General features: G+C 70.8%; 25 protein-coding genes and 1 tRNA gene. 10 read left to right on the forward strand and 16 right to left on the reverse strand.

Annotation, left to right across the window (positions count from 1 at the left end; all coding sequences use genetic code 11):
- Nucleotides 1-16: 16 nt before the first annotated feature.
- Entirely contained in the window at nucleotides 17-355 is a 339-nt protein-coding gene (locus tag ACWC94_RS18740) for a hypothetical protein (protein ID WP_450797735.1), read from the reverse strand.
- 283 nt (nucleotides 356-638) lie between these two features.
- On the opposite strand from ACWC94_RS18740, the gene ACWC94_RS18745 reads away from it, so the two are divergent.
- On the forward strand, nucleotides 639-1067 hold the full coding sequence (locus tag ACWC94_RS18745) for a hypothetical protein (RefSeq protein WP_450797737.1): 429 nt from the start codon (nucleotides 639-641) through the stop codon (nucleotides 1065-1067).
- Between the two features lie 251 nt (nucleotides 1068-1318).
- Here the strand turns inward: ACWC94_RS18745 and ACWC94_RS18750 are convergent.
- The 3 genes from ACWC94_RS18750 to ACWC94_RS18760 form a co-directional block, all read right to left on the reverse strand.
- Nucleotides 1319-1392: transfer RNA gene (locus ACWC94_RS18750), tRNA-Pro, on the reverse strand.
- A 65-nt stretch (nucleotides 1393-1457) separates the two neighbouring features.
- The gene (locus tag ACWC94_RS18755; RefSeq protein WP_450797739.1) at nucleotides 1458-2216 is read right to left on the reverse strand and encodes a Pr6Pr family membrane protein; all 759 of its coding nucleotides are present in this window, start codon (nucleotides 2214-2216) and stop codon (nucleotides 1458-1460) included.
- A gap of 230 nt (nucleotides 2217-2446) precedes the next feature.
- Complete coding sequence (locus ACWC94_RS18760; protein ID WP_450797741.1) at nucleotides 2447-3373, reverse strand: metallophosphoesterase; 927 nt, start codon at nucleotides 3371-3373, stop codon at nucleotides 2447-2449.
- Between the two features lie 142 nt (nucleotides 3374-3515).
- Here ACWC94_RS18760 and ACWC94_RS18765 point away from each other — a divergent pair, with 142 nt between their 5' ends.
- Nucleotides 3516-3983, forward strand: coding sequence for a GatB/YqeY domain-containing protein (locus ACWC94_RS18765; RefSeq protein ID WP_450797743.1), 468 nt, complete (start codon nucleotides 3516-3518; stop codon nucleotides 3981-3983).
- 77 nt (nucleotides 3984-4060) lie between these two features.
- Here ACWC94_RS18765 and ACWC94_RS18770 read toward each other — a convergent pair whose 3' ends face one another.
- Nucleotides 4061-6367: a transglycosylase domain-containing protein gene (locus ACWC94_RS18770; protein WP_450797745.1), complete on the reverse strand. Its 2307-nt coding sequence runs from the start codon at nucleotides 6365-6367 to the stop codon at nucleotides 4061-4063.
- Nucleotides 6368-6862: 495 nt separating this feature from the next.
- Between ACWC94_RS18770 and wblA the strand changes: the two genes are divergently transcribed.
- Nucleotides 6863-7201 carry a transcriptional regulator WblA gene (gene wblA, locus ACWC94_RS18775; protein WP_362111877.1) on the forward strand — a complete coding sequence of 113 codons (339 nt, stop codon included), beginning with the start codon at nucleotides 6863-6865 and terminating at the stop codon, nucleotides 7199-7201.
- A 436-nt stretch (nucleotides 7202-7637) separates the two neighbouring features.
- Here wblA and ACWC94_RS18780 read toward each other — a convergent pair whose 3' ends face one another.
- Together ACWC94_RS18780 and ACWC94_RS18785 are read right to left on the reverse strand one after the other, a co-directional pair.
- Nucleotides 7638-8996 (reverse strand): ArsA family ATPase, encoded by a 1359-nt coding sequence (locus tag ACWC94_RS18780; protein ID WP_450797748.1) that lies wholly within the window; start codon nucleotides 8994-8996, stop codon nucleotides 7638-7640.
- Nucleotides 8993-9970, reverse strand: coding sequence for an ArsA family ATPase (locus ACWC94_RS18785; protein WP_450797750.1), 978 nt, complete (start codon nucleotides 9968-9970; stop codon nucleotides 8993-8995). The genes ACWC94_RS18780 and ACWC94_RS18785 overlap by 4 nt, the downstream gene beginning before the upstream one ends.
- 152 nt (nucleotides 9971-10122) lie before the next feature.
- Here ACWC94_RS18785 and ACWC94_RS18790 point away from each other — a divergent pair, with 152 nt between their 5' ends.
- From ACWC94_RS18790 to ACWC94_RS18805, 4 genes are all read left to right on the forward strand, one after another.
- Entirely contained in the window at nucleotides 10123-10284 is a 162-nt protein-coding gene (locus tag ACWC94_RS18790) for a DUF4177 domain-containing protein (RefSeq protein ID WP_003975360.1), read from the forward strand.
- Entirely contained in the window at nucleotides 10281-10745 is a 465-nt protein-coding gene (locus ACWC94_RS18795; protein WP_450797752.1) for a RidA family protein, read from the forward strand. Before ACWC94_RS18790 ends, ACWC94_RS18795 begins: the two co-directional genes overlap by 4 nt.
- Nucleotides 10746-10812: 67 nt before the next feature.
- Nucleotides 10813-11766: an NUDIX hydrolase gene (locus ACWC94_RS18800; protein WP_450797754.1), complete on the forward strand. Its 954-nt coding sequence runs from the start codon at nucleotides 10813-10815 to the stop codon at nucleotides 11764-11766.
- Nucleotides 11763-12593, forward strand: a complete 831-nt coding sequence (locus ACWC94_RS18805) for an MBL fold metallo-hydrolase (protein ID WP_450797756.1) — start codon at nucleotides 11763-11765, stop codon at nucleotides 12591-12593. Before ACWC94_RS18800 ends, ACWC94_RS18805 begins: the two co-directional genes overlap by 4 nt.
- Here the strand turns inward: ACWC94_RS18805 and ACWC94_RS18810 are convergent.
- From ACWC94_RS18810 to ACWC94_RS18820, 3 genes are all read right to left on the reverse strand, one after another.
- Nucleotides 12590-13033, reverse strand: a complete 444-nt coding sequence (locus ACWC94_RS18810) for an SRPBCC family protein (RefSeq protein ID WP_450797757.1) — start codon at nucleotides 13031-13033, stop codon at nucleotides 12590-12592. The two genes, ACWC94_RS18805 and ACWC94_RS18810, sit on opposite strands and share 4 nt — an antisense overlap.
- 14 nt (nucleotides 13034-13047) lie before the next feature.
- On the reverse strand, nucleotides 13048-13947 hold the full coding sequence (locus tag ACWC94_RS18815) for an RNA polymerase sigma-70 factor (RefSeq protein ID WP_450797758.1): 900 nt from the start codon (nucleotides 13945-13947) through the stop codon (nucleotides 13048-13050).
- Between the two features lie 248 nt (nucleotides 13948-14195).
- Entirely contained in the window at nucleotides 14196-14870 is a 675-nt protein-coding gene (locus tag ACWC94_RS18820; protein WP_023547771.1) for a Crp/Fnr family transcriptional regulator, read from the reverse strand.
- Nucleotides 14871-15146: 276 nt separating this feature from the next.
- On the opposite strand from ACWC94_RS18820, the gene nth reads away from it, so the two are divergent.
- From nth to ACWC94_RS18835, 3 genes are all read left to right on the forward strand, one after another.
- The gene (gene nth / locus ACWC94_RS18825) at nucleotides 15147-16103 is read left to right on the forward strand and encodes an endonuclease III (protein WP_450797759.1); all 957 of its coding nucleotides are present in this window, start codon (nucleotides 15147-15149) and stop codon (nucleotides 16101-16103) included.
- Nucleotides 16104-16157: 54 nt separating this feature from the next.
- The gene (locus ACWC94_RS18830) at nucleotides 16158-16883 is read left to right on the forward strand and encodes an NUDIX hydrolase (RefSeq protein ID WP_450797760.1); all 726 of its coding nucleotides are present in this window, start codon (nucleotides 16158-16160) and stop codon (nucleotides 16881-16883) included.
- Between the two features lie 95 nt (nucleotides 16884-16978).
- Nucleotides 16979-18178: a MarP family serine protease gene (locus tag ACWC94_RS18835; RefSeq protein ID WP_450797761.1), complete on the forward strand. Its 1200-nt coding sequence runs from the start codon at nucleotides 16979-16981 to the stop codon at nucleotides 18176-18178.
- A 28-nt stretch (nucleotides 18179-18206) separates the two neighbouring features.
- On the opposite strand, the gene ACWC94_RS18840 is transcribed toward ACWC94_RS18835, so the two are convergent.
- The 6 genes from ACWC94_RS18840 to ACWC94_RS18865 all read right to left on the reverse strand — a co-directional run bounded on the left by ACWC94_RS18840 (nucleotide 18207) and on the right by ACWC94_RS18865 (nucleotide 26171).
- Nucleotides 18207-18386 (reverse strand): hypothetical protein, encoded by a 180-nt coding sequence (locus ACWC94_RS18840; RefSeq protein WP_351243917.1) that lies wholly within the window; start codon nucleotides 18384-18386, stop codon nucleotides 18207-18209.
- A 193-nt stretch (nucleotides 18387-18579) separates the two neighbouring features.
- A complete protein-coding gene (locus tag ACWC94_RS18845; RefSeq protein ID WP_450797762.1) occupies nucleotides 18580-19512 on the reverse strand; it encodes an alpha/beta fold hydrolase in 933 nt (310 codons plus the stop codon).
- Complete coding sequence (locus ACWC94_RS18850) at nucleotides 19509-19997, reverse strand: phage holin family protein (protein ID WP_450797763.1); 489 nt, start codon at nucleotides 19995-19997, stop codon at nucleotides 19509-19511. Before ACWC94_RS18850 ends, ACWC94_RS18845 begins: the two co-directional genes overlap by 4 nt.
- A gap of 126 nt (nucleotides 19998-20123) precedes the next feature.
- Nucleotides 20124-21566, reverse strand: coding sequence for a Na+/H+ antiporter NhaA (nhaA, locus tag ACWC94_RS18855; protein ID WP_450797764.1), 1443 nt, complete (start codon nucleotides 21564-21566; stop codon nucleotides 20124-20126).
- 178 nt (nucleotides 21567-21744) lie between these two features.
- Nucleotides 21745-23700, reverse strand: coding sequence for an acetate--CoA ligase (acs, locus tag ACWC94_RS18860; RefSeq protein ID WP_450797765.1), 1956 nt, complete (start codon nucleotides 23698-23700; stop codon nucleotides 21745-21747).
- 128 nt (nucleotides 23701-23828) lie between these two features.
- On the reverse strand, nucleotides 23829-26171 hold the full coding sequence (locus ACWC94_RS18865) for a SulP family inorganic anion transporter (RefSeq protein ID WP_450797766.1): 2343 nt from the start codon (nucleotides 26169-26171) through the stop codon (nucleotides 23829-23831).
- Nucleotides 26172-26263 lie beyond the last annotated feature (92 nt).

Below are 26263 nucleotides of genomic sequence, written 5' to 3' on the forward strand. Positions count from 1 at the left end.
CCGCGGGCGCCTGGCCTTACCGGGGCACGATCTGCCACGCGGTATTCCAGTCCCTCCATCGACGTTCCATGGCTTCCTCGCGTTCGCGGGCTCGGGCTACGGCCCTCACGTACGGCTTGTGCGCCGCAAGACCGATGGCGACAGACGCACCGATGAGAGCGGCGGCGATCGCCACCATGGTCGTGCTGCACAGGGCGATCCACGCCGCTAGTGCAGGCAGGCTGGCCGCCAGAAGATAGAGCAGGATCGATGTTGCTTTAAGTAGTGATTCGACTCGTCGCTTAGCCCGGTAATGGTCCAGCTCCTGCTGCTGGGGAGGCGGCAAGGACCCGGCGGGCAGCGTAGGGTCAGACATGTGCGGTTCTCTCCTGAGCGTCACCGCACGAGAGGGCTTCGGGCGACGGGATCTTGCCGGAGACTGCGCTCGAAGCCCTTCGTGCAACCGGCCGCCTAGGGATCGGCGCGATCCAGTGGCGAGTACGCCAGCGGGAGGCGGTACCCGGCCGTGGATGTGACGGTCCCCGGGAGGTTTCCTGTTGCCATCAGACTGAGGCCAGGCCGGTTCCCGCGATGTCAGCACAAAGCTGACGCCGGTGCGGCAAGCTGCTGCTATGGCCTCGTCATCATACGAACAGCGAATGCGCAACTTGCTCGTCAGTCGCTCGGCAGCTGCGATGTCGCTTGCAACGTCATTCGCAAGCATTGCCGATCCCAGGGCTGAGCCGGCCAATGATGCTCGATTCTGGCCTCAGATGCGATACAGGATTAATTCCCTGGAAGCGTCCCAGGTTGCAGTGTTTCGACAGGGCGGCATGTCCTGGGATGCAATCGCTAGCTTCTATGGGGTTTCAAAGCAATCGATCCACCGTCGCCTCTCCGGGAGAGTCGACGCTGCTGTCGAGAATGCGCAGAAATACACATCGGTGTATGAGCACGAATTGCGAATCGGCGAACTCCTTCGCGCGCGCAGCTCTTATATACCTGCTGAGGAGCTGCTGTCGGCGGCCGAGACGCAGGCTCAGGTGTGGGAGCAGAGGCGGCGTACGCCGCTTTGGTGGTGGGAGTGAGCGCGGGACGCTCAGTGTCGGATCTCGACTTCACGAACAGAGCCCGGACACTTCGTCCGGGTCCTCTGCCGTTGGGTGCCTCACGCTCGGCTCGGCGGACGGGAAAGACCATCTGTCCAGCGTGCCGACCGGCTCGGTACCGTGGAGTCGAGTGATCTCTGGTCGTCAGCCACGTCGGAGCTGACCTCACTCAAAGCAGGAGGGGCCTGACCCGCCTTAGCGGATCAGGCCCCTGACCTGGTACTTCACTGTCGGGGTGGCGGGATTTGAACCCACGACCTCTTCGTCCCGAACGAAGCGCGCTGCCAAGCTGCGCTACACCCCGATGTCGCTGCTCTCGCGGCGACGACGTTTACTTTAGCCCACTGGTGGCTGTAGACGAAATCCGGTTTAGACCCGGCGGCGGACCGGGGTGGGGCGGGTGTGGTCCAGGGCCACGAGGAGGACGGCGAGGGCGTACGTCCCAAGGCCCAGCAGGAGCGCGTTGGCCAGGGTGCTGCGGTAGCCGTGGGCGGCCACGTCCAGGAAGGGATACAGGTAGCGGGAGGGGTCCGAGGGGGCGAGGAATGCCGCTCGGGTCAGGGAGAAGGCCAGGTAGGCCAGGGGGTAGAGGAGCCAGGGGGCCGTCTGGCGGAGGTGCAGCCGGGGTGCGGGAGTGAGCAGCAGCCAGTCCAGCAGGGCCGCCGCCGGCGTCACCGTGTGCAGGATCTGGAGGGTCGCCCACTGGGCGTGCCAGCGCTCCGGGGCCGTCGTCGCGCCGGTCATGGAGAACGGGGGCGTCGTATGGGCCAGGAGCAGGTGGTAGACGAGCGCCGCGACCAGGGCGTAGAGGAGCGCGGCGCCTGTCACGGCGGAGGGAAGCGGCCTGCGGGCCCGGCTGGACCGGGACGCCGACAGGAGCATGACGACGGCCAGCAGGATGTTCGTCTGGACGCTGAAGTAGCTCAGGGTGCGGGCCGGGGTGCCCAGCAGGAGCTCCAGGGCTACGCCGCCCGCCGCCGCGAGGGCGATGAGGAGGCGGAGGAGGGCGACTACGGGGCGGCGGACCGGCGCTACCACCGCCGTGGCCGGCACCGGGGAGGGCAGCAGCGGGGGCGGGGCCGGGACCGCGGGCAGGTCCGGGATGTCCCTGGGTATCGGGGCGGTCATGCCCTCACGCTAGGAGCGGGGGAGGGGTGCAGCGATCCGGTGTGGGCCGGATGGGTTACGGCGTCGGGCCGGGGAGGGGGCGCCACCCCTTTACTTCCGCCCCCACCATCGCCGGGCTTGGTTCCGCCCCCTCATTGCCTCGGGCCTGCTTGCGCCCCACCGCCCCCCAGGGCTTACTTCCGTCCCATCGCCGCCTCAGGCTTACTTGCGCCCCGCCGCCCCCTCTGGCCTTACTTCCGCCCCACCAACGTCAGCAACGTCGCCTCCGGCGGGCACGCGAAGCGGACCGGGGTGTAGCGGTTGGTGCCGCAGCCTGCCGAGACGTGGAGGTAGGAGGTGTGGCCGTCCGCCGTGTGGGTGGAGAGGCCCTTCACCCGGTCCGTGTCCAGGTCGCAGTTGGTGACCAGCGCGCCGTAGAAGGGGATGCACAGCTGGCCGCCGTGGGTGTGGCCGGCCAGGATCAGGGGGTAGCCGTCCGCCGTGAACGCGTCCAGTGTGCGCAGGTAGGGGGCGTGGACCACGCCGAGCGAGAAGTCGTACGTCCCGGACGGACCGCCCGCCACCCGGGCGTAGCGGTCGCGCTTGATGTGCGGGTCGTCGAGGCCCGTCAGCTCGATCGAGACGCCGTCGGCCTTCAGGACACCCCGCGTGTTCGTCAGGTTCAGCCAGCCCGCCTCGTCGAAGCCGTCGCGCAGGTCCTCCCACGGGTTGTGGATGACGCCGACCGCCGGCGCGTTGCCGTTCAGGCCGTGCCGGCCGCTCACCTTCTCCAGCAGGTAACGGGCCGGATTGCGGAGTTTGGGGCCGTAGTAGTCGTTGGAGCCGAAGACGTAGGCGCCCGGGAACTCCATCAGGGGGCCGAGCGCGTCCAGGACCTCCGGGATGCCCTCGGGGTCCGAGAGGTTGTCGCCGGTGTTGATCACGAAGTCCGGGCGCAGGCCTGCCAGTGACTGCAGCCACCGCTGCTTCTTGCGCTGGCCGCTCACCATGTGGATGTCGGAGACCTGGAGCACGCGCAGCGGCCGCATGCCCGGCGGGAGGACCGGGACCGTCACTCGTCGCAGGCGGAAGGAGCGGGCCTCGAAGCCCGCCGCGTACGCCACTCCGGCGGCGCCTGCCGCCATGATTCCCAGGGGTACTCCGTATCGCGCGCGCATGAGCCCATCGTGTCAGACCCCGGCGGCACGCCGAGACCGGCCGGCTCTCGATGGGCCGCCCGGCGTCCCCCCGGGTCACAGGGGGCCGGCCCCCCTTAAATCAGCGGGCGTTCGGGCGGGCACACCTGCGACAATCGGCCGCATGACCACCACGCTCAAGTCGAAGCTGCAGGACGACCTCAACGCCGCGATCAAGGAGCGCGACGAGCTCCGCTCCTCGACGCTGCGGCTGACGCTCGCCGCGATCACCAAGGAGGAGGTCGCGGGCAAGGAGAAGCGGGAGCTCTCCGACGACGAGGTCCTCAAGGTGATCACCCGTGAGGCGAAGAAGCGCCGTGAGGCGGCCGACGCCTTCGCGCAGGGCGGTCGCCCGGAGTCGGCCGAGCGGGAGAAGGCGGAGGGCGAGGTGCTCGCCGACTACCTGCCCAAGCAGTTGTCCGACGAGGAACTGAACGCGATCGTCGCCCAGGCCGTGGAAGAGGCGAAGGCGGCCGGTGCCGAGGGGCCGCGGGCCATGGGCGCCGTCATGAAGATCGTGAACCCGAAGGTGGCCGGTCAGGCCGAGGGCGGCCGGGTCGCCGCCGCGGTGAAGAAGCTGCTTCAGGGCTGAGCCACCGCGAGAGCTGCGTAGATACGGCGGCGGGGCCGCGCCCTTCTTGCGAAGAGCGCGGCCCCGTACGTGTGGCCTCAGCCCCGTCGGCCGCCGTTCCCGTTGCCGCCGTTGCCCTGACCCTGGATGAAGTTGCCCGGGAGGGAGAAGGTCGGCGCCGGGACGGTGCCGCCGATCGTGTCACCCGTTCCGCCGTCCGTCGTTCCCCCGTCCGTCAGTCCGCCGATCAGACCGCCGATCCCGCCCGTGCTGTTCCCGTTCTTGCCGCCGTGCTTCTTCCCGTGGCCCTTCCCCTGGTCGTCCCCGTTGTTGTCGTCGGGGATGTCGATCAGGTGGAAGTCCTCGGCCGGCTTGCCCTCCAGCGCGCCGGTCATCATGTCGCGCCAGATCGGGCCGGGCACCTCACCACCGAACACCTTGTCGTGCGGTACGCCGCCGATGGTGATGTTGATCATCTTGCGCTTGTGCTGCGGGTCGCCCACCCAGACCGCGCCGGCCATGTTCGGGGTGTAACCGACGAACCAGGCCGCGAAGCGCTCGTCCGTCGTACCGGTCTTGCCCGCGCTCGGGCGGTCACCGAGGCCGGCCTCCTGGCCCGTACCGTCCTCGACCACGCCCTTGAGGAGCGTGCTGACGGTGTCCGCGGTCTTCTCCGACATCGCGCGCGAGCAGGTCGACCTCGGCACCGGGAGGGACTTCACCTGGCTGCCGATCTTCTGGGTGATCGACTCGATGGCGACCGGGGTGCAGTACGTACCGCGGGAGGCGAAGGTGGCGTACGCGCTGGCCATCGTCAGCGGCGACATCTCCTGCGTGCCGAGCGCGATGGACGGCGCCTGGTCGATCTTGCGGCCGTCCGCGCGCTCCACGCCCATCTTCTTGGCCATGTCGATGACCGGGCAGATGCCGATGTCGCTGATCAGCTGCACGTAGTAGGTGTTGACCGACTTGGCGGTCGCTTCCTTCATGCCGTACGGGCCGTGCTCCGACTCGTTCTCGTTCTGCAGCTTGGCGGGCTTGCGCGGGTCGTTGTGCCAGATCCTGCCGTTGCACGCCTGGACGGTGCTCGGGTAGGGCATCTCGTACGGCGACGAGTACTCCTGCGTCGGGGGCTTGCCGCCCTCGATCGCGGCCGCCGCGACGATCGGCTTGAACGTCGAACCGGGCTGGTAACCGGCGCCGCCGCCCATGTCCGAGTTGACGGAGAGGTTGATCTGCGTCTCGTTCTTGCCGAAGCCGTACGGGCGGGACTGGCCCATGGCGAGGATCTTCCCGGTGCCCGGTTCGACGATCGTCGCGGCCGTCGCCACCTCGTCGGACTTGTAGACGTGGTCCTTGACGGACGCCTGGGCGGAGTCCTGCGCCTGCGGGTCGAGCGTCGTACGGATCGTCAGGCCGCCCTGGTTCCAGAGCTTCGCCCGGGCCTCCTTGGACTTGCCGAAGACCGGGTCGTGCAGGACGACGTCGCGTACGTAGTCGCAGAAGAAACCGGCGCCGCGGACCGCGGTGATGCAGCCGTTCTTGGGCCGGCTGGGGTGCAGCCCGAGCGGCTGCTCCTTGGCCTGGTCGGCCTCCTTCTGGGAGATGTCGCCGAGCTCCGCCATCCGCTGGAGCACGACGTTGCGCCGCTTGGTGGCCTCGGCGTCGTCGTTGACCGGGTCGTAGCGGCTCGGGGACTGCACGACGCCGGCCAGCAGCGCCGATTCCTGGAGGTTCAGGTCCTTGGCGTGCTTGGAGAAGTAACGCTGGGCGGCGGCCTCGACGCCGTAGGCCTGCTCGCCGAAGAAGGTGATGTTCAGGTAGTTCTCGAGGATCTTCTTCTTGCCGAGCTTCTCCTCGGTCTGGATCGCGTACTTCAGCTCGCGGATCTTGCGGCCGAGCGTCTGCTGGGTGGCCTCGGCGACCTTCGTCGGGTCGTCGCCGGCCTCCTCGATGAAGTAGTTCTTCACCAGCTGCTGGGTGAGCGTGGAGGCGCCCTGCGAGACACCGCCGCTCTGCGCGTTCTTGTTCAGGGCGCGCAGCACGCCCTTCAGGTCGATCGCGCCGTGCTTGTAGAAGCGGGAGTCCTCGATCGCGACGATCGCCTTCTGCATGTACGGCGAGATGTCCTTGAGTTCCACCACCGTGCGGTCACGGGAGTAGACGCTCGCGATCGGCTTGCCCTGGTTGTCCAGGATGGTCGTGCGCTGACTGAGCTGGGGGCTCTTCAGGTTGGCCGGGATCTCGTCGAAGCTCTTGACCGAGCCCTTGGCGGCGAGGCCCAGCGCGCCGGCCGCGGGCAGCGCGATGCCCGCCATCACGGCTCCGGCGAGCACACTGACACCGAGGAACTTGGCGGCCTGCTGCGTTGGCGACAGACCACCACCCGAGCGCTTCTTTGGCATGGGGGCAGCCTAATCCGTACTCATGAGCGTTCCGAGGGAGCGGCTCTCCCTCGGGATGTTCGGGTGCCGGATCGTGACGGCAGCGCAACCTGACCTGCCTACGTTTCCATTTCCCGGACATGCGCGCAGGCCTTGGCCTAAGCTGCTCTCAACTGTCACAGCAGTGCGGCCACGTATCAATACGTCCGGCGACCCCGAATCGTTCCGGAGGTGCCTCGATTTTCGATGGGGCCGTGTCCGAATCCGCCTCGTGTGTCACCTGGCGCCCGATGTGACGCACCACAGAAGTCCCGGTTTGCCGGGATGATCACGCATGTCACCAGCTCACTCCCGCGGGTGATCTGCCGCTTACCCATAGTCCGTTCGGGCCATTCAAGATTGGGCCCGAAGGGGGTGTTGCGCTGTGCCCACCTTCCGTAACGTCCTCAACTGGCGGCGGTGAATATGCCGCTGCCGCCGTGGGGGAGCCTCGATTCGGGAGAGGACGGCGCCGGTATGGGCTGGGTAACCGACTGGAGTGCGCAGGCTGCCTGCCGCACTACCGATCCGGATGAACTGTTCGTTCAGGGAGCAGCGCAGAACAGGGCCAAGGCGGTGTGCACCGGATGCCCGGTACGCACCGAATGCCTGGCCGACGCGCTGGACAACCGCGTCGAGTTCGGCGTGTGGGGAGGTATGACGGAGCGGGAGCGCCGTGCACTGCTGCGCCGCCGCCCCACCGTGACCTCCTGGCGCAGGCTGCTGGAGACCGCCCGCTCGGAGTACGAGCGCGGCGCGGGCATCGTGCCCCTCGACAGCGACGAGGTGTACGAGCACTACGCGGCGGTGAGCTGAGGGCGTTCCCTCCGGCACCTCCCCGCGGCACAGGTCCAGGGGCGCCGAGTGGGTACACGTCCGGGGCTCGGGAAGCGACGGGCCCGGGAAACGCCGATCCGGCCTGCGTCCGGGGAAGCCGCGATCGGCCTTGCGGCCCCGCCCGCGCAGACGGACCGGGACGAGCGCGGGGCCAGGTGCCCGCGGACGACCCCTGCGGTGTCCGCGCGTCGCCCTACCGAGCGCGCGTGTGCCACCGACGCGCGTCCGACGGCCACTGCGCGCGTACGACCACTTGTCTGCACGCACATGACGGTCACCCACGCGCATGCGACCGCTCGCGTGCGCACGTGCCACCGCTCACCCGCGCGCATACGACGGTCGCCTGTGCCCCTGCGATCGTTCGCCACCCGAGGTGCCGCGCACGCGCGCCTGCTGGTCAGCCGCCCAGTGGCCGCTACGGCAGCTCCGTGCGCACCGGCGTGCCCGCTGCCAGCCGGGCGCCGATGTCGCGCAGGCCCGCGAGGTCGTGGACGTCGCCGGGCAGTGCGGGTACTTCGACCACCGCCACCTCGGGGTGACGGGCGGTGAATCGGTCACGCGTGCGCTGCTCGCGCGAGAGCAGCTGCATACGATCGGCGTGCAGTCGCAGCAGTCCCGCGGTGAGCCGGTCGACGGGGTGCTCCTCGTCGGCGGGGGAGCCTTCTTCGGAAGCGGGGGCGTCGGTAGCGGCCTCGGATGCGGGAGATCGCGAACTGCCGTATGAGTCGGGAGAGTTACGAAGTCCAGCTTTCCCGGACCCCTGATCCACAATGCGGGGGTCCTCAAGATTTTCGGCGGCGGCGAGCGCCCGCTCGGCCGACAGCCGGCCGGCGCCGCTGCCATGGACCCGGTTCAGCACCAGACCCACCAGTGGCATCTTCTCCTCGGCCAGCCGCTCCACGAAGTACGCCGCCTCGCGGAGCGCGTCCCGCTCCGGGGCCGCGACCACCAAGAACGCCGTGCCGGGCGCCTGGAGCAGCTTGTACGTGGCGTCCGCGCGCGTGCGGAACCCGCCGAAGGTGGTGTCCATCGCGGCCACGAACGTCTGGACGTCCTTCAGTAGCTGGCCGCCCAGCAGCTTGCCGAGGGTGCCGGTCATCATCGACATGCCGACGTTGAGAAAGGCCATCCCCGCGCGTCCGCCGAGCTTGGCGGGCGCCGTCAGCAGACGGATCAGCCGGCCGTCCAGGAAGGAGCCCAGCCGCTTGGGCGCGTCCAGGAAGTCCAGCGCGGAGCGGGACGGCGGGGTGTCGACCACGATCAGGTCCCACTCGTCCTTCGCGCGCAGCTGGCCCAGCTTCTCCATCGCCATGTACTCCTGCGTGCCCGCGAAGCCCGCCGAGAGCGACTGGTAGAAGGGGTTCGCCAGGATCGCGGCCGCCCGCTCGGGGTCCGCGTGCGCCTCCACGACCTCGTCGAAGGTGCGCTTCATGTCGAGCATCATGGCGTGCAGTTCCCCGTCGCCCTCGGTGCCCTTCACCCGGCGCGGGACGTTGTCGAGGGAGTCGATGCCCATCGACTGGGCCAGCCGCCTGGCCGGATCGATGGTCAGCACGACCACCTTGCGGCCCCGCTCGGCCGCACGGAGGCCGAGGGCCGCCGCCGTCGTCGTCTTGCCGACCCCGCCCGAGCCGCAGCACACCACGATCCGGGTCTTCGGGTCGTCCAGCAGCGGGTCGATGTCGAGGGTGCGCGCGGGGGAGAGACCGTGGGCCTTCTCCCGCCCCTCGGCCGTGACCGCTGTCCTCGGTGCCTCGGCCGGGTCAGGACTCATGACAACCCCTGCTTCCGCAGCTCGGTGGCGAGTTCGTACAGGCCCGCCAGGTCCATGCCCTCGGCGAGCAGCGGCAGTTCGTCCAGCGGCAGGCCCAGCTCGCCCAGGGCCGCGCGCTGCTCCTGCTCCAGCGCGTACCGCTCGGCGTACTCCGCTGCCTGCTCCAGCAGCGGGTCCACCAGCTTCTCCGCGTTCCCGCCGCGCCGGGCCCCACCCAGTCCGGCCGTCGACAACGCCTGTGCGACAGAGGAACGCTCCACGGTCCGTACGAGTTCCAGATCGGCCGCGTCCAACACCTCCGGCCGGACCATGTTCACGATGACCCGGCCCACCGGCAGCCGCGCGGCGCGCAGTTCGGCGATGCCGTCGGCGGTCTCCTGGACCGGCATCTCCTCCAGCAGCGTCACCAGGTGCACCGCCGTCTCCGGCGACTTCAGCACCCGCATCACCGCCTGCGCCTGATTGTGTATGGGGCCGATCTTCGCCAGGCCCGCCACCTCGTCGTTGACGTTCAGGAAGCGGGTGATGCGGCCGGTCGGCGGGGCGTCCATGACGACGTAGTCGTACGCGAACCGGCCGCTCCTGTCCTTGCGGCGCACCGCCTCGCACGCCTTGCCGGTCAGCAGGACGTCTCTGATGCCCGGTGCGACGGTGGTGGCGAAGTCGATCGCGCCGAGCTTCTTCAGAGCCCGGCCCGCGCCCCCGAGCTTGTAGAACATCTGGAGGTAGTCCAGAAGGGCCAGTTCGGGGTCTATGGCGAGGGCGTACACCTCGCCGCCCCCCGGAGCGACCGCGATCTTCCGCTCCTCATACGGCAACGCCTCCGTCTCGAAGAGCTGGGCGATGCCCTGCCGGCCCTCGACCTCCACGAGAAGCGTCCGCTTCCCCTCGGTCGCGAGGGCCAGCGCCAGTGCGGCGGCGACCGTCGTCTTTCCGGTCCCGCCCTTGCCGCTGACGACCTGGAGCCTGCTCACGTCTTCGAGCCTAACCAGTCCGGCCGAGACTCACGCGGGAGGCTGTGGATAACGCTGGTCACAGCCTGCCGGCCGGCCTGTGGACGACGACGGACACAGCCGGCCGCGGCCGGCCGCCGTTCCCGCCGGTCGCAGCGGCTACAGTCGGCCCCATGACCAAGTGGGAATACGCAACCGTGCCGCTGCTCGTCCATGCCACGAAGCAGATTCTGGACACCTGGGGCGAGGACGGCTGGGAGCTCGTCCAGGTCGTGCCCGGGCCCAACAACCCCGAGCAGCTCGTGGCCTACCTGAAGCGGGAGAAGCAGGCATGAGCGCGGTCGAGGCCAAGCTGGCCGAACTGGGGCTGACCCTGCCGGAGGTCGTACCGCCGCTGGCCGCGTACCAGCCGGCCGTGCAGTCCGGCGTGTACGTGTACACCGCCGGCCAGCTGCCGATGGTCGAGGGCAAGCTGCCGGTCACCGGCAAGGTGGGCGCCGAGGTCACGCCGGAGGAGGCCAAGGACCTGGCCCGCACGTGCGCGTTGAACGCGCTGGCCGCGGTGAAGTCCGTCACCGGTGACCTGGACCGCATCGCGCGCGTGGTGAAGGTCGTCGGCTTCGTCGCCTCCGCCGCCGACTTCACCGGGCAGCCCGGGGTCGTCAACGGTGCCAGCGAACTGCTCGGCGAGGTCCTCGGCGACAAGGGCGTGCACGCCCGCAGCGCGGTCGGCGTCGCGGTGCTGCCGCTGGACGCGCCGGTCGAGGTCGAGATCCAGGTGGAACTCGCCCCGTAGCCCCACGGTGCACCGCTGACCTCGGGCACCTCTCGAACATTCGCCCTACACGGGATAGCCTCCGGCCATGGCGAACGGTCAGTGGTACCCCCCGGAGTGGCCGGACCGTATCCGCGCGCTCGCGGACGGCGCGCTCACCCCGGTGTCCCCCAGACGCGCGGCGACAGTGCTGCTCCTGAAGGACACCGAGTCCGGTCCGGTCGTCCACATGCTGCGCAGACGCGCCTCCATGGCCTTCGCCGGAGGCGCGTACGCGTATCCCGGAGGCGGGGTCGACCCGCGCGACGACGACCGTCTGGTGCGCTGGGCGGGCCCCACGCGCGCGTGGTGGGCGGACCGGCTCGGCGTCGACGAGCCGGGCGCCCAGGCGATCGTCTGCGCGGCCGTACGGGAGACGTACGAGGAGGCGGGCGTCCTGCTCGCCGGGCCCGACGCGGAGTCGGTCGTCGGCGACACCACCGGCGAGGACTGGGAGGCCGACCGGGCCGCCCTGGTCGCGCGTGAGCTGTCCTTCGCCGAGTTCCTGGACCGGCGCGGCCTGGTGCTGCGCTCGGACCTGCTGGGCGCCTGGACCCGCTGGATCACCCCGGAGTTCGAGGCCCGCCGCTACGACACCTGGTTCTTCGTGGCCGCCCTGCCCGCGGGCCAGCGCACCCGGAACGCCTCCACGGAGGCCGACCGCACGGTGTGGATCCGCCCCGCCCAGGCCGCCGCCGGCTACGACCAGGGCGAGCTGCTGATGATGCCGCCCACCATCGCCACCCTGCGCCAGCTGCTGCCGTACGCGACCGCCGCCGAGGCAGTGGCGGCGGCCCCCCTGCGCGATCTGACGCCGGTGATGGCGCGCGCCCGCCTGAGGGACGGCGAAATCGTCCTGTCCTGGCCGGGGCACGAGGAGTTCACCAAGCACGTCCCGGCGGATCCGACGACCACCGGGACCAGCGCCGCGACGAGCACCGGGACGCCCACCGGGACCAGCGCCGCGACGACCGCCGAGACGACGGGTGGAGGCCCCGTATGACCGACGCAAGCGCCCTGCCGGGCCAGCCCCGCGGCCAGGTGCTCTCCGGCCCCGCCACCGAACGGGCCGTCAACGTCCTCGCGCCCAACGCCTCCGCCATGACCCTGGACGGCACCAACACCTGGATCGTCGCCGAGCCCGACTCCGATCTCGCCGTGGTGATCGACCCGGGCCCGCTCGACGACGGCCACCTGAGCGCCGTCGTCGACACCGCCGAGAAGGCCGGCAGGCGCATAGCCCTGACCCTGCTCACCCACGGCCACCCCGACCACGCGGAGGGCGCCGCGCGCTTCGCGGAACTGACGGGTACGCGCGTGCGTGCCCTCGATCCCGCGCTCCGCCTGGGCGACGAGGGCCTGGCGGCCGGCGACGTGATCACCGTCGGCGGCCTGGAGCTGAAGGTCGTACCGACCCCCGGGCACACCGCGGACTCGCTGTGCTTCCATCTCCCGGCCGACCGGGCCGTGCTGACCGGTGACACCATCCTCGGGCGCGGTACGACGGTCGTGGCGCACCCCGACGGCCGTCTGGGCGACTACCTGGACTCCCTGCGGCGTCTGCGGTCCCTGACGGTGGACGACGGCGTGCACACCGTCCTACCGGGCCACGGGCCGGTCCTGGAGGACGCCCAGGGCGCCGTGGAGTTCTACCTCGCCCACCGCGCCCACCGGCTCGCCCAGGTGGAGACGGCGGTCGAGGACGGCTACCGCACCGCGGCCCAGGTCGTCGCCCACGTGTACGCCGACGTGGACCGCTCCCTGTGGCCGGCGGCGGAACTGTCGGTACGGGCCCAGATGGACTACCTGAGCGAGCACGGGCTGATCTAGCCGGCGAGCGCCTTCTCGGCGGCGTCGAGGATGTTGCCGAAGGTGCGCGTGATCACCGGGCGGGCCAGCATCCGGGTGAGCGGGGGACCCAGCAGGGGCAGGGGAATCCCCGCCCGGGTGGTCCACCGGACCAGGGTGCCGCCGTCCGTCTCGGTGAACGTCATCCGGCCGAGCTCGTGCCGGGCCGGCGGCACGCTGCGCTCCACGACGTACTCCGTGGCGTACGGCGGCTCGTAGCGGGTGATGCGCTCCCGGAACCAGCCGATCAGCCACAGGTGGCTGCGGATCGCGCCGACGCCGTAGGGCGCGGCCTCGCCGTGCCGGGCCAGCCGGCAGCGCACCACCAGGGGCGAGGCCGTGTAGTGGGTGGTCGTCGTGAGCCAGGCGAACACGTCCTCGATCGGGGCGTGAACGACGCGTTCCACGGTCATGGTCTCCATGCCTGCCGGCCTCCTCAGCCGAGTGATCCTCTGTCGAGTGCGCCTCTGTCGAGTGGCCGCACCACGTCGGCGCGGTCCAGTTTGTCCGGGTTGCGCATGCCGTAGAGGCCGGTGATCCGTCCGTCCCGGATCTCGAACGCCACCAGCCAGTCCAGCGCGTCGCCGGCGAGGAACCGCGCGGCCGGCATGCCGTTGTAGCGGGCGGGTTCGACGCGGGCCGTCGTCACGCTGGTGCGGTACACGCCGAGGACGAACCGGGTGACGTCGTCGCGTCCGGTGACCGGGCGGCGGGCGGCGACGGCCTTGCCGCCGCCGTCGGAGATCACCACGACATCGGGCGCGAGCAGGTCCATCAGGGCCTGTACGTCGCCGTTCGCCGCCGACCGCAGAAACCGTTCGACGATCTCCCCGGTGGCGGCGGAGTCGGGCTCGAAGCGGCGGCGCCGCGCGTGGACGTGCCCCCGCGCGCGGTGTGCGATCTGCCGGACGGTGCCCTCGGCCTTGCCGATCGCGGCGGCGATCTCGCCGTGCGGGTAGCCGAACACGTCGTGCAGGACGAACACCGCGCGCTCGGTCGGGTTCAGCGTCTCCAGGACCAGCAGCATGGCCATCGACACCGACTCGGCCAGGACCACGTCCTCGCCGACCTCGGGCTGGGTGCGGATCGGCTCGGGCAGCCACGCGCCGACGTACTCCTCGCGCCGGGCCCTGATCGCGCGCAGGTGGTTGAGCGCCTGCCGGGTCACCGTGCGCACCAGGTACGCGCGCGCGTGCTCGACCGTGGCCGGATCGATCTCCCGCCAGCGCAGATAGCTCTCCTGGAGTACGTCCTCGGCGTCGGCCGCGCTGCCCAGCATCTCGTAGGCGATGGTGAACAGCAGCGGACGGTGTGCGGTGAAGGCGTCCTCGGTCATGATCCGCACCGGCTCCTCTCTTCGGACGGCACTGGGACACTCCCGGACGGCGAACCGTGACAGCCCGCGGCTGTGATGTGCGCCACGTTCATGGCTCGCCGACGAGCCCGCGCGCGTGCACGGGCCGGAGCAGGGGCTCCGGGGGTCCTTCGCGGGCTCCGGGGCAGCCCTCTCGGGGCGGCGGGAACGACAGTGGGGCCCCGCTCGCGAGGAGCGGGGCCCCACAGGCCGTACGACCGGGACCGGCGTCAGCGGGACCTCTTGGCCAGCCTCTCCACGTCCAGGAGGATCACCGCCCGCGCCTCCAGGCGGAGCCACCCGCGCTGGGCGAAGTCCGCCAGTGCCTTGTTCACGGTCTCGCGCGAGGCGCCGACCAGCTGGGCCAGCTCCTCCTGTGTGAGGTCGTGGACGACGTGGATGCCCTCCTCGGACTGCACACCGAAGCGGCGCGAGAGGTCCAGCAGGGCGCGCGCCACGCGACCGGGGACGTCGGAGAAGACCAGGTCGGACATGGCGTCGTTGGTCTTGCGCAGGCGGCGGGCGACGGCGCGCAGCAGGGCGCCGGCCACCTCGGGGCGGGCGTTCAGCCAGGGCTGGAGGTCGCCGTGGCCGAGACCGAGCAGCTTGACCTCGGTCAGCGCGGTCGCGGTCGCCGTGCGCGGGCCCGGGTCGAAGAGCGACAGCTCACCGATCAGCTCGCTGGGGCCGACGACGGCGAGCATGTTCTCGCGGCCGTCGGGGGAGGTGCGGTGCAGCTTGACCTTGCCCTCGGTGACGACGTACAGCCGGTCGCCGGGGTCGCCCTCGTGGAACAGGGAGTCGCCGCGTGCGAGGGTCACCTCACTCATGGAGGCGCGAAGCTCCGCGGCCTGCTCGTCGTCGAGAGCCGCGAAGAGCGGGTTGCGCCGCAGAACGTCGTCCACTGAGTTCTCTCCTTGTCGACCTGCTCAGGGGATCTTGCTCCCCCGAGTGCCAGGGGACCGTGTTCCCCATTTTGCCGGACGGTCCAAACAGTGTGATCTGTCACAAGGATGCCGCACAGGTGTCCTGAGGTAAGCGCCAGGGGTCCAATCGGGGTCCGATCAACCGGGTCCGGGGCGGATGTCGGTGCCGGGCTCTAGGCTGGCCGGGTGTCCAAATCGCCGGTGAGAGCACAGGACAAGGGGGTTGAGCGGGTGGTTGCACGTCGCGATTCCGCTGTGGGCGAACAAGGCTCGAACGGTGGTGGGAAAACCAGAAAAACAGCTGAAAAGGCCACCTCCGCGAAGAAGGCCGCCTCTGCCAAGAAGGTCACCGCTGCGAAGAAGGCCGTGGCGACCGGCAAGGCCGTGGCGGTCAAGAAGGCGGCGCCCGCCAAGAAGGTCGCGGCGAAGCCGCCGGGGGACGAGTCCCGCACCGCGCTGGTCCGCCGCGCCCGCCGCATCAACCGCGAGCTGGCCGAGGTGTACCCCTACGCCCATCCCGAGCTGGACTTCGAGAACCCCTTCCAGCTGCTGGTCGCCACCGTGCTGTCGGCCCAGACCACCGACCTGCGCGTCAACCAGACGACCCCGGCGCTCTTCGCGAAATACCCGTCCCCCGAGGACCTGGCCGCCGCCAACCCGGAGGAGGTCGAGGAGATCCTGCGCCCGTGCGGGTTCTTCCGGGCCAAGACCAAGTCGGTGATGGGGCTCTCCAAGGCGCTCGCCGAGGACTTCGGCGGCGAGGTCCCGGGCAGGCTGGAGGACCTGGTCAAGCTGCCCGGCGTCGGCCGCAAGACCGCCTTCGTCGTGCTCGGCAACGCCTTCGGGCGGCCCGGGATCACCGTGGACACCCACTTCCAGCGGCTGGTGCGGCGCTGGCAGTGGACCGCGGAGACCGACCCGGACAAGATCGAGGCCGCCGTCGGCGCGCTGTTCCCCAAGAGCGACTGGACCGACCTGTCCCACCACGTGATCTGGCACGGCCGCCGGATCTGCCACGCCCGCAAGCCCGCCTGCGGTGCCTGCCCGATCGCCCCGCTCTGCCCGGCCTACGGCGAGGGCGAGACCGACCCGGAGAAGGCGAAGAAGCTCCTGAAGTACGAAAAGGGCGGCTTCCCCGGCCAGCGGCTCAACCCCCCGCAGGCCTACCTCGACGCGGGCGGCAAGCCGGCCCCGCCGCTGGGGGCCGCGTGACGGAACGATCTCGGGGCCCGCGGGCGTTGGACAGACGGAGCGAGGGGGGCGGCGATGGCGAGGGCCAGTGAGACGCGGGGCGGTCCGGTGACGCGCGGTGCGTCCGCGCGCGGCCCGGTTACGCTCAGCAAGGAGGGGCTGCCCAAGTGGCTGACCCCGGTGGTGCGGGCGGCCGAGACGGTCGAGCCGCTCCAGCTGAGCCGCTTCCTGCCGCCGGAGAACGGCTCGGGCCGCAAGTCGGCCGTGCTGATCCTGTTCGGCGAGGGTGAGCGCGGCCCGGAGCTGCTGCTGATGGAGCGCGCCGGCTCGCTGCGCTCGCACCCCGGCCAGCCGTCCTTCCCGGGCGGCGCGCTCGACCCCGAGGACGGCGACCCGCACACCGACGGCCCGCTCCGGGCCGCGCTGCGCGAGGCCGAGGAGGAGACCGGCCTGGACCCGTCCGGCGTCCAGCTCTTCGGTGTGCTGCCCGCGCTGTACATCCCGGTCAGCGGCTTCGTCGTCACGCCCGTGCTCGGCTGGTGGCGCAAGCCCAGCCCGGTCGGCGTCGTCGATCCGAACGAGACCGCCCGGGTCTTCACGGTCCCCGTGGCGGATCTCACGGACCCCGCCAACCGCGCCACCGCCGTCCACCCCAGCGGCCACCGTGGTCCGGCATTCCTGGTCGAATCGGCCCTGGTGTGGGGTTTCACGGCCGGAGTGATCGACCGTCTGCTTCACTTCGCGGGCTGGGAGCGCCCCTGGCACCGCGAGAGACAGGTCCCGCTCGACTGGCACTCATGACAGGGTGTCGTCCGTGCTGTGTCTTTCCGGGGGCCGACCCCCGGACCCCCGGCCGGGCCGCGGGGAGCGGAGTGGAGTAGGCGAGGCCTGAAGCGGTGAACGTGCTGGACATCCTGTTGCTGGTCGCGGCTGTGTGGTTCGCGGTCGTCGGCTACCGCCAGGGCTTCGTCGTCGGCATCCTGTCGGTGATCGGCTTCCTGGGCGGCGGCCTCGTCGCCGTCTACGCCCTGCCCGTGCTCTGGGACGCCGTGACCGACAACGCGGACGTCGGCACCACCGCCGCCGTGGTCGCCGTGGTCGTCGTCATCGTCTGCGCCTCCGTCGGCCAGGCCCTGACCACCCACCTGGGCAACAAGCTGCGCCGGTACATCACCTGGTCCCCGGCCCGCGCCCTGGACGCCACCGGCGGCGCCCTGGTCAACGTCGTCGCCATGCTGCTGGTGGCCTGGCTGATCGGGTCCGCCCTGGCCGGCACCACGCTGCCGACGCTCGGCAAGGAGGTGCGCGGCTCCAAGGTGCTCCTCGGAGTCTCCCGGGCGCTGCCCGCGCAGGCCGACACCTGGTTCGCGGACTTCTCCTCCGTCCTGGCGCAGAACGGCTTCCCGCAGGTCTTCAGCCCCTTCGCGAACGAGCCGATCAAGGACGTGGAGCCACCCGACCCGGCCCTCGCGAACAGCCGGGTGACCCTGAGCGCCCAGCACTCCATCGTGAAGGTGACCGGCACCGCCCAGAGCTGCGGCAAAGTCCTGGAGGGCACCGGTTTCGTCTTCGCCGACCGCCGGGTCATGACCAACGCGCACGTCGTCGGCGGCGTCGACGCGCCCACCGTGCAGATAGGCGGTGAGGGCCGCAAGTACGACGCCAAGGTCGTCCTGTACGACTGGAAGCGCGACATCGCCGTGCTCGACGTACCCGACCTGAGGGCGCACGCCCTGCGGTTCTCCGTGCGGGACGCGTCCGGCGGTGACGGCGCGATCGTCGCGGGCTTCCCGGAGAACGGCTCGTACGACGTGCGCGCCGCGCGCGTGCGCGGGCGCATCACGGCCAACGGTCCGGACATCTACCACCGCGGCACCGTCCGCCGGGACGTCTACTCGCTGTACACGACCGTCCGTCAGGGAAACTCGGGCGGCCCGCTGCTCACCCCCGACGGCCGGGTGTACGGCGTGGTGTTCGCCAAGTCCCTCGACGACGCCGAGACGGGCTACGCCCTCACGGCGGACGAGATCCAGCCCGACATCGCGCGGGGACGTACGGCGAACGAGCAGGTGGGCACGGACAGCTGCGCCCTGTGACGCTCCCGAGGAGGGTCAGCCGCGCGGGTCACCCGCGCGGGTGACGCAGGCGCACGGACACCCAGCGGGCGCGGCGTCGCAGGATGTGCGGGATCCCCACGCGGAGGTCTCCTTCGGCGAGTTGCGGGTTGCCTCGCTGAGGCGTGCTCAGACCGGCGGCCGAGCGGCGGTTGCGGGGTGCGTCACTGTAGTCGTGCGTCCAGCCCATACCCCGACGTGTGCCCCTGCCCGAAGGTCGATAACCGCCTGAGCGCCGCCCAATTGGCCTATGCGGCAGGCATGTGGCCGTTCAGCGGACAAGTGTTCACGATCCGGATACTCCGCGCATCGAGCCCGTCACCGTACGGTCACAAACGAACGTCGACCGTACGGCCCTCCCACCGGCCCGCCACCGCCGGATGTCACCGGTCCGGCTCGGGATCCTTCAGCCAGTTGACCAGTTCGGTGGAGAACGCCACGGGGTCCTCCTCGTGCGGGAAGTGTCCGAGGCCGTCGAACAGGCGCCAGCGGTACGGGGCTTCGACGTACTCCCCCGAACCGGCCGCGCTGCGCGTGCGCGTCACCGGGTCCAGGGAGCCGTGCAGATGCAGTGTGGGCACCCGCACCGGCCGCTTCATCCGGCGGTTGAACTGGATGCCGTCCGGGCGGGCCAGGGAGCGCACCAGCCAGCGGTACGGCTCGATCGCGCAGTGCGCGGTCGACGGGATGCACATGGCCCGCTGGTAGGTCTCCACCGCCTCGTCCTCCGGCGACCGCGGCCCCGACCAGTCCCGGATCAGACGGCCCACCAGTGCCCCGCCGTCCGCGGTGAGTTGACGCTCCGGGATCCACGGCCGCTGGAAGCCCCAGATGTAGGAGTTGGCGGCCGTCTGCCGGGCGTCCCGCAGCATCGCCGCGCGCCAGCGCCGCGGATGGGGCATCGAGACGACCGCGAGCCGTCGTACGAGCTTGGGCCGCATCGCCGCCGCCGTCCACGCCAGATAGCCGCCCAGGTCGTGGCCGACCAGTGCCGCGTCCGGTTCGCCGAGCGAGCGGATCACGCCGGTGACGTCGAGCGCAAGGTTGGCGGGGTCGTACCCGCGGGGGGTGCGGTCGCTGCCGCCGACGCCCCGCAGGTCCATCGCCACCGCCCGGTAGCCCGCGTCCGCGAGTGCCACCAGCTGGTGCCGCCAGGTCCACCAGAACTGCGGGAAGCCGTGCAGCAGCAGCACCAGGGGGCCGTCGCCGAGTTCGGCGATGTGGAAGCGCGCGCCGTTGGCGGCGACGTCCCGGTGCGTCACCTTGTCCCCGTGGGGAAGTTCGATCCGTACGGCCGAGGGGGCGGGGTCCGTCATGACGACGAGCGTGCCACAGCCTCGATGGCCGCGGGGGCCCGGTCCTCGGCCAGCTCCGGGCGCGGATGCGGCTTGGCGTTCTGCAGGACGCCCGCCGTCTCCCGCATCGAGGCGGCCACCTTCTGCGGGCCCCGGTCCTTCTTGGCCTTCTTCGCGAACGCCACGCCGATCAGCGCGAGGAGGCCGGCGACCAGCACGTTGGCCGCGAAGGACAGCAGGAAGCAGACCGCCAGGTTCCAGCCGCTCCAGGTCCGGATGCCGTAGGCGAGCGCGAAGTTGAGCATCGGCAGGGAGAACACCAGCACGGCGCCCGCCATCGAGAAGGCGCCGCCGCTCATCGCGCCCTTCTTCACGTCCCGCTTCAGCTGGGCCTTGGCCAGGGCGATCTCGTCGTGCACCAGCGCCGACATTTCGGTCGTCGCCGAGGCGAACAGCTGGCCGATGCTGCGTTCGGCGCCGACCGGGCTGCCGTCGGGTGCGCTCATCGCGTTCTCCCTCAGAGTTCTCTTGTGCCGCAGGCGTTCCGTCGGGTACGGCCGCCTCGCCGGCGCGGCCGTACTGTCCGGCCGTCCCGCATCTGTGGCCGTCTTGTTTTGTACCGTCTCGTCAGATCATGCCGGACGGTCGTGCTCCTCGCCTGCCCCGCCCGGTACTTCCGCAAGCCCGTGGCGCGCGGCAGCCGCCCGCTCGGCGGCGATCCGCCGGTGTTCGGCGGCCTTGCGCTCGTGGATCTCGGCCATGCGCAGGTGGTAGGCCGGGTCGTCCTGCTCGTACACGTCCGGGATGCCGTCGAGGTCCTCGTCGCGCTCCTCTTCCTCGCACAGCCTGCGGTACTTGGCGTTGCGTATCTTCAGCAGCACCGTCGCACACAGCGCCGCGATCAGCGATCCGGTGAGGACGGCCGCCTTGACCTCGTCGGTGAGGACGGCGTCGCCGGCGAAGGCGAGTTCGCCGATGAGCAGGGAGACGGTGAAGCCGATGCCGGCGAGGGAGGCCACCGCGAAGACGTCGGCCCAGGCGAGGTCCTCGCTGAGGGAGGCCCGGGTGAAACGGACGGTGAGCCAGGTGCCGCCGAAGATGCCGAGTGTCTTGCCGAGGACGAGCCCGAGCACCACGCCGAGGGTCTCCGGCCTGGTGAACACGTCCCCGAGTGCCCCGCCGGAGACGGTGACCCCGGCGCTGAACAGCGCGAACAGCGGTACGGCGAGCCCCGCGGACAGGGGCCGCGCCAGATGCTCGACGTGCTCACCCGGCGAGTGCTGCTCCCCCTGGCGGGGGGTGCAGCGCAGCATCAGGCCCATCGCCACGCCGGCGATGGTGGCGTGCACACCGCTGTTGTACATCAGCGCCCAGATCACCAGGGCCAGCGGCACGTACACGTACCAGCCGCGCACGCCCTTGCGCAGCAGCAGCCAGAAGACCACCAGCCCGGCGGCGGCACCGCCGAGCGCGGCGAAGTTCAGCCGGTCGGTGAAGAAGACGGCGATGATCAGGATCGCGAAGAGGTCGTCGACGACCGCGAGGGTGAGCAGGAAGGCGCGCAGCGAGCTGGGCAGGGACGTGCCGATGACCGCGAGGACGGCGAGCGCGAAGGCGATGTCGGTGGCGGTGGGCACCGCCCAGCCCTGCGTGGAGCCGTGACCGGTGAGGTTGGTGAGGGCGTAGACGAGCGCCGGTACGGCCATGCCGCACAGCGCGGCCACCACGGGCAGCACGGCCGCCCTGGGGTCGCGCAGGTCCCCGGCGACCAGCTCGCGCTTCAGCTCGATGCCGGCGACGAAGAAGAACACCGCGAGGAGGCCGTCGGCGGCCCAGTGGGCCACGGACAGGTCGAGGCCGAGCGCGCCGGGGCCGAGGTGGAAGTGGCCGACCGACTCGTAGCTGTGGCGGAGGGCGGGGACGTTCGCCCATATCAGCGCCGCCACGGAGGCGAGGAGCAGCAGGACGCCGCCGACCGTCTCGGTGCGCAGCGCGTCCGCGACGAAGGCACGCTCGGGCAGGGACAGGCGTCCCAGGGCCTTGCGGGGGGTTTTCGGGGTGCGGGGCGCGGCCACGGCGGGGACCTCCGGGTCGGTACGGCGATGAAAACGCCGTCACGCGGAATCGCCGACAGCGCCGCCGACCAGACTTCCCGGCACACCCTGAGCTCGTCATTTTACTCGATTTTGACGCCAGAGGTTAGTGAGGTGAACGAAAAGGGGGGCCCGGTGCCGACACCGGGCCCCCTTCCGCCTAGTCCTCGCTGGGCGCCGCGGGCAACTTGGCCTGGATGAGGTCCATGACCGTGCTGTCGGTCAGGGTGGTCACATCCCCCAGCTGACGGTTCTCGGCCACGTCGCGCAGCAGCCGCCGCATGATCTTCCCGGAACGGGTCTTCGGCAGCTCCTGTACCGGCAGGATCCGCTTCGGCTTGGCGATCGGGCCGAGCGTGGCGCCCACGTGGTCGCGCAGGTCGCCGACGAGCGCCTCGGTCTCCGCGGCGGTACCGCGCAGGATCACGAACGCGACGATCGCCTGGCCGGTGGTCTCGTCGGCGGCACCGACGACGGCCGCCTCGGCGACCGACGGGTGCGAGACGAGCGCCGACTCCACCTCCGTGGTGGAGATGTTGTGCCCGGACACGAGCATCACGTCGTCCACCCGGCCCAGCAGCCAGATGTCGCCGTCGTCGTCCTTCTTCGCGCCGTCACCGGCGAAGTACTTGCCCTCGAACCGGGACCAGTAGGTGTCGAGGAACCGCTGGTCGTCGCCCCAGATGGTGCGCAGCATCGACGGCCACGGCTCGGTCAGCACCAGGTAGCCACCGCCGCCGTTGGGCACCTCGTTCGCCTCGTCGTCGACGACGGTCGCGCTGATGCCGGGCAGCGGGGTCTGCGCGGAGCCGGGCTTGGTGTCGGTGACACCGGGCAGCGGCGAGATCATCATCGCGCCGGTCTCGGTCTGCCACCAGGTGTCCACGACAGGCGTCCGGTCGGCGCCGATGTTCTTGCGGTACCAGATCCAGGCCTCGGGGTTGATGGGCTCGCCCACCGAGCCGAGGACGCGCAGGGAGGACAGGTCGAACTTGGCGGGGATGTCGTCGCCCCACTTCATGAACGTCCGGATCGCCGTCGGCGCGGTGTAGAGGATCGTGACCTTGTACTTCTGCACGATCTCCCAGAACCGGCCCTGGTGCGGGGTGTCCGGGGTGCCCTCGTACATGACCTGCGTGGCGCCGTTGGCCAGCGGGCCGTAGACGATGTACGAGTGCCCGGTGACCCAGCCGACGTCGGCCGTGCACCAGAAGACGTCCGTCTCCGGCTTGAGGTCGAAGACCGCCCAGTGGGTGTACGCCGTCTGGGTGAGGTAACCGCCGGAGGTGTGCAGGATGCCCTTCGGCTTACCGGTCGTGCCCGAGGTGTAGAGGATGAACAGCGGGTGCTCGGCCTCGAACGCCTCCGGGGTGTGCTCGGCGGACTGCCGGTCCACCAACTCGTGCCACCACACGTCCCGCTCGCCGTTCCACGCCACGTCCTGCCCGGTGCGGCGCACCACGAGTACGTGCTCGACGTTGTCGACCTTCCCGATCGCCTCGTCCACGGCGGGCTTGAGCGCGGACGGCTTGCCGCGCCGGTAGCCGCCGTCGGAGGTGATGACGACCTTGGCGTCCGCGTCCTGGATCCGGGTCGCGAGCGCGTCCGCCGAGAAGCCGCCGAAGACCACCGAGTGCGCGGCGCCGATCCGGGCCGAGGCCAGCATCGCGATCGCCGTCTCCGGGATCATCGGCATGTAGATGGCGACCCGGTCGCCCTTGCGGACACCCAACTCCAGAAGGGCGTTGGCCGCCTTGGACACCTCGTCCTTCAGCTCGGCGTAGGTGATCGACCGGCTGTCGCCGGGCTCACCCTCGAAGTGGATGGCGACCCGGTCCCCGTGCCCTGCCTCCACATGGCGGTCCACGCAGTTGTACGCGACGTTCAGCTCGCCGTCCTTGAACCACTTCGCGAACGGCGGGTTCGACCAGTCCAGCGTCTCGGTAGGTTCTTTGGCCCAGGTCAGCCGACGGGCCTGCTCGGCCCAGAAGCCGAGCCTGTCAGCCTTGGCCTGTGCGTACGCCTCCGCGGTGACATTGGCATGCGCGGCCAGGTCGGCGGGCGGCGCGAACCTGCGTTCTTCCTTGAGCAGGTTGGCCAGGCTTTCGTTGCTCACGACATCTCCCTTTCGAAGGGTGTCCGTTGTGTCCCAGGCCACAGCTCATCAGACGCGGGGGTCCGATGACAAGGGTCGACGGTAAAATTGGTGTAGACCTATCGAAGTCGTGCCGGAGTGCCGTTCTCTCACGCGGGACTCTGTGCCTCCTTTGCGGGTACCCCTTCCGTGGCACTCCCCGTGACGCCCTCGAACACCTCGCCTTCTTCGGTCCGCACGAGCAGATACGCCTGGGCCTCTCCCACGTGGAAGTACATCCCGTGCAACTCCAGCTCACCCCTGGCCAGAGCCCGGCTCACCGGGCCGTGCGCCCGCAGGTGATCCAGTTGCTGGACCACGTTGATCAGGCACAGCTGTTCCACCGCGTCCACCGGCGCCCGCCCGGCGAGCCGGGGGAGGGCGCGGCGGTCCCCGGCCGTCCGCGCCAGACTCGGCCGTCCGTGCCGGAGCCAGCGCCGCAGCGAGGTGTCGGGGAGGTCCCCTTCTGCTGCGGTCGCGGTCGTCAGTGCCTGCATCGCTCCGCAGCCCGAGTGCCCGCACACGGTGATGGAGCGCACGCCGAGCACGTCCACCGCGTACTCGACGGCGGCCGCCACCGAGTCGTCGCCGTGCTCCGCGCCCGGCGGCGGCACCAGGTTGCCGACGTTGCGGACGACGAACAGATCGCCGGGACCACTGGCGGTGATCATCGACGTGACGAGCCGGGAATCGGCGCAGGTGAGGAAGAGCTGCGCGGGTTGCTGACCCTCCCGGGCGAGCCGCGCCAGCTCTTCCCGTACCAGCGGCGCGGTGTTGCGCTGGAACGAGCTGATCCCACGGGCCAGTTCCCGCCCCGCCTCCCTGACCATCGGGGCGGCGACGGCTTCCGGGAAGCAGGACTGGTGGTTGCGCCAGGGCGTCCAGGGCCGGCACCGGCACCCGGCTGCGGGGGTGGGCCCGGCGGTCCGGATTCCGCCGCGCCGGCCCGACAGCTCGGCCGTACCGCCCCGCGCGGTGTGGGCGCTGCGCCAGTCCTGCAGTGACTCGTACGCCGCGTGGTCCATGAACGACCCGTCCAACTCCACGACGGCGTGGGCGCCCTGGGGCACGAGATGCAGGGCTCGGCTCAGCCGGGGCACCGCGAGGAACGTCAGCTGGCCTCGGACACGTACGTGATGGACTCCTTCCTTCTCTTCGTGGGTGATGCGGGTGCGGGTGAGGCGGTTGAGGGCGACGGCGAGCGCCACGGCGATCCCGAGGAGCACGCCCTGGAGGACGCCGAGGAGGACCACACCGAGTGTGGTCGCGGCGTAGACCGGAACTTCCCGGTGGCGCGTCACCGTGCGGATGTGGTGCAGGGACACCATCTGGATACCGACGGCCATGACCAGGGCGGCGAGGGAGGCGAGCGGGATCTCCTCCAGGACCGGGACCATCAGCAGCGCGGCGACTACTACGAGAACGCCGTGCAGCATCGTGGAGTTCCGGCTCACGGCACCCGCATTCACGTTGGCGGTGCTGCGCACGGCCACGCCGGCGACCGGCAGTCCGCCGAGCGCCCCGGAGACGATGTTGGCGGCGCCCTGACCCAGCAGCTCCCGGTCCAGATCGGAGCGCCCGACCGGAGGAAGGAGGCCGGGGCGGCCCGCGACCAGCTTGTCGACGGCCACCGCGCCGAGCAGCGACTGCACGCTGCACACCAGGGTGGTGGTGAGCACGGCCGCGGTGAGACCCGGTGCCGGGCCCTCGGGCAGTCCGGCCAGGGCGTGGCTGCGCCAGGACGGCAGGTCGACCCGGGGCACGGCCAGTCCGGTCAGGGCCGCCGTGACGGTGGCACCGGCGACGGCGACGAGGGCGGCCGGCACGCCCCGGAGCAACCGGCCCGCGCGGCCGGGCAGGCGGGGCCAGGCCAGCAGCAGGGCGAGCGTCAGCGCGCTCATCGAGACGGCGGCCGGGTGCAGACGGGCCAACTGGTTGGGCAGGGCGAGCAGGTTGGCGAGGACGGAGCTGTCCGGGCTGCCGCCGAGGACGATGTGCAGCTGGGCGACGGCGATGGTGATGCCGATGCCGGCGAGCATGCCGTGCACCACGGCCGGACTGACCGCGAGCGCGCCGCGCGCCACCCGCAGACAGCCGAGACCGAGCTGGGCGAGCCCGGCGAGGACGGTGATGCCGCAGGTCGTCCGCCAGCCGTAGCGGTGGATCAAGTCGGCGGTGACCACGGTCAGTCCGGCCGCGGGACCGCTGACCTGGAGCGGGCAGCCACCGAGCCGGCCGGCGACGAGTCCGCCCACGGCGGCGGCGACGAGACCGGCCTGGAGCGGAGCGCCGGTGGCCAGGGCGATACCGAGGGACAGGGGCAGGGCGATCAGGAAGACCGCGAGGGACGCGGACAGATCGGCGCCCGCCAGGGGCAGGCGGCGCCGGCGGCCGGGCGGCGGGCTGTGCGACGCGTGCGGGGGCTGGGTGTGCGGGGGTGCGCAGGCTGGCATGGTCCCGTCTCCTCCGGGGCGGCAGGGTCGCGGACTGGGCGGGATGGATCACGTCGGTAAATGAACCGTAATGAAGAGTAAAGACAAGGCAT

The sequence above is a fragment of the Streptomyces sp. NPDC001135 genome (assembly GCF_053598395.1).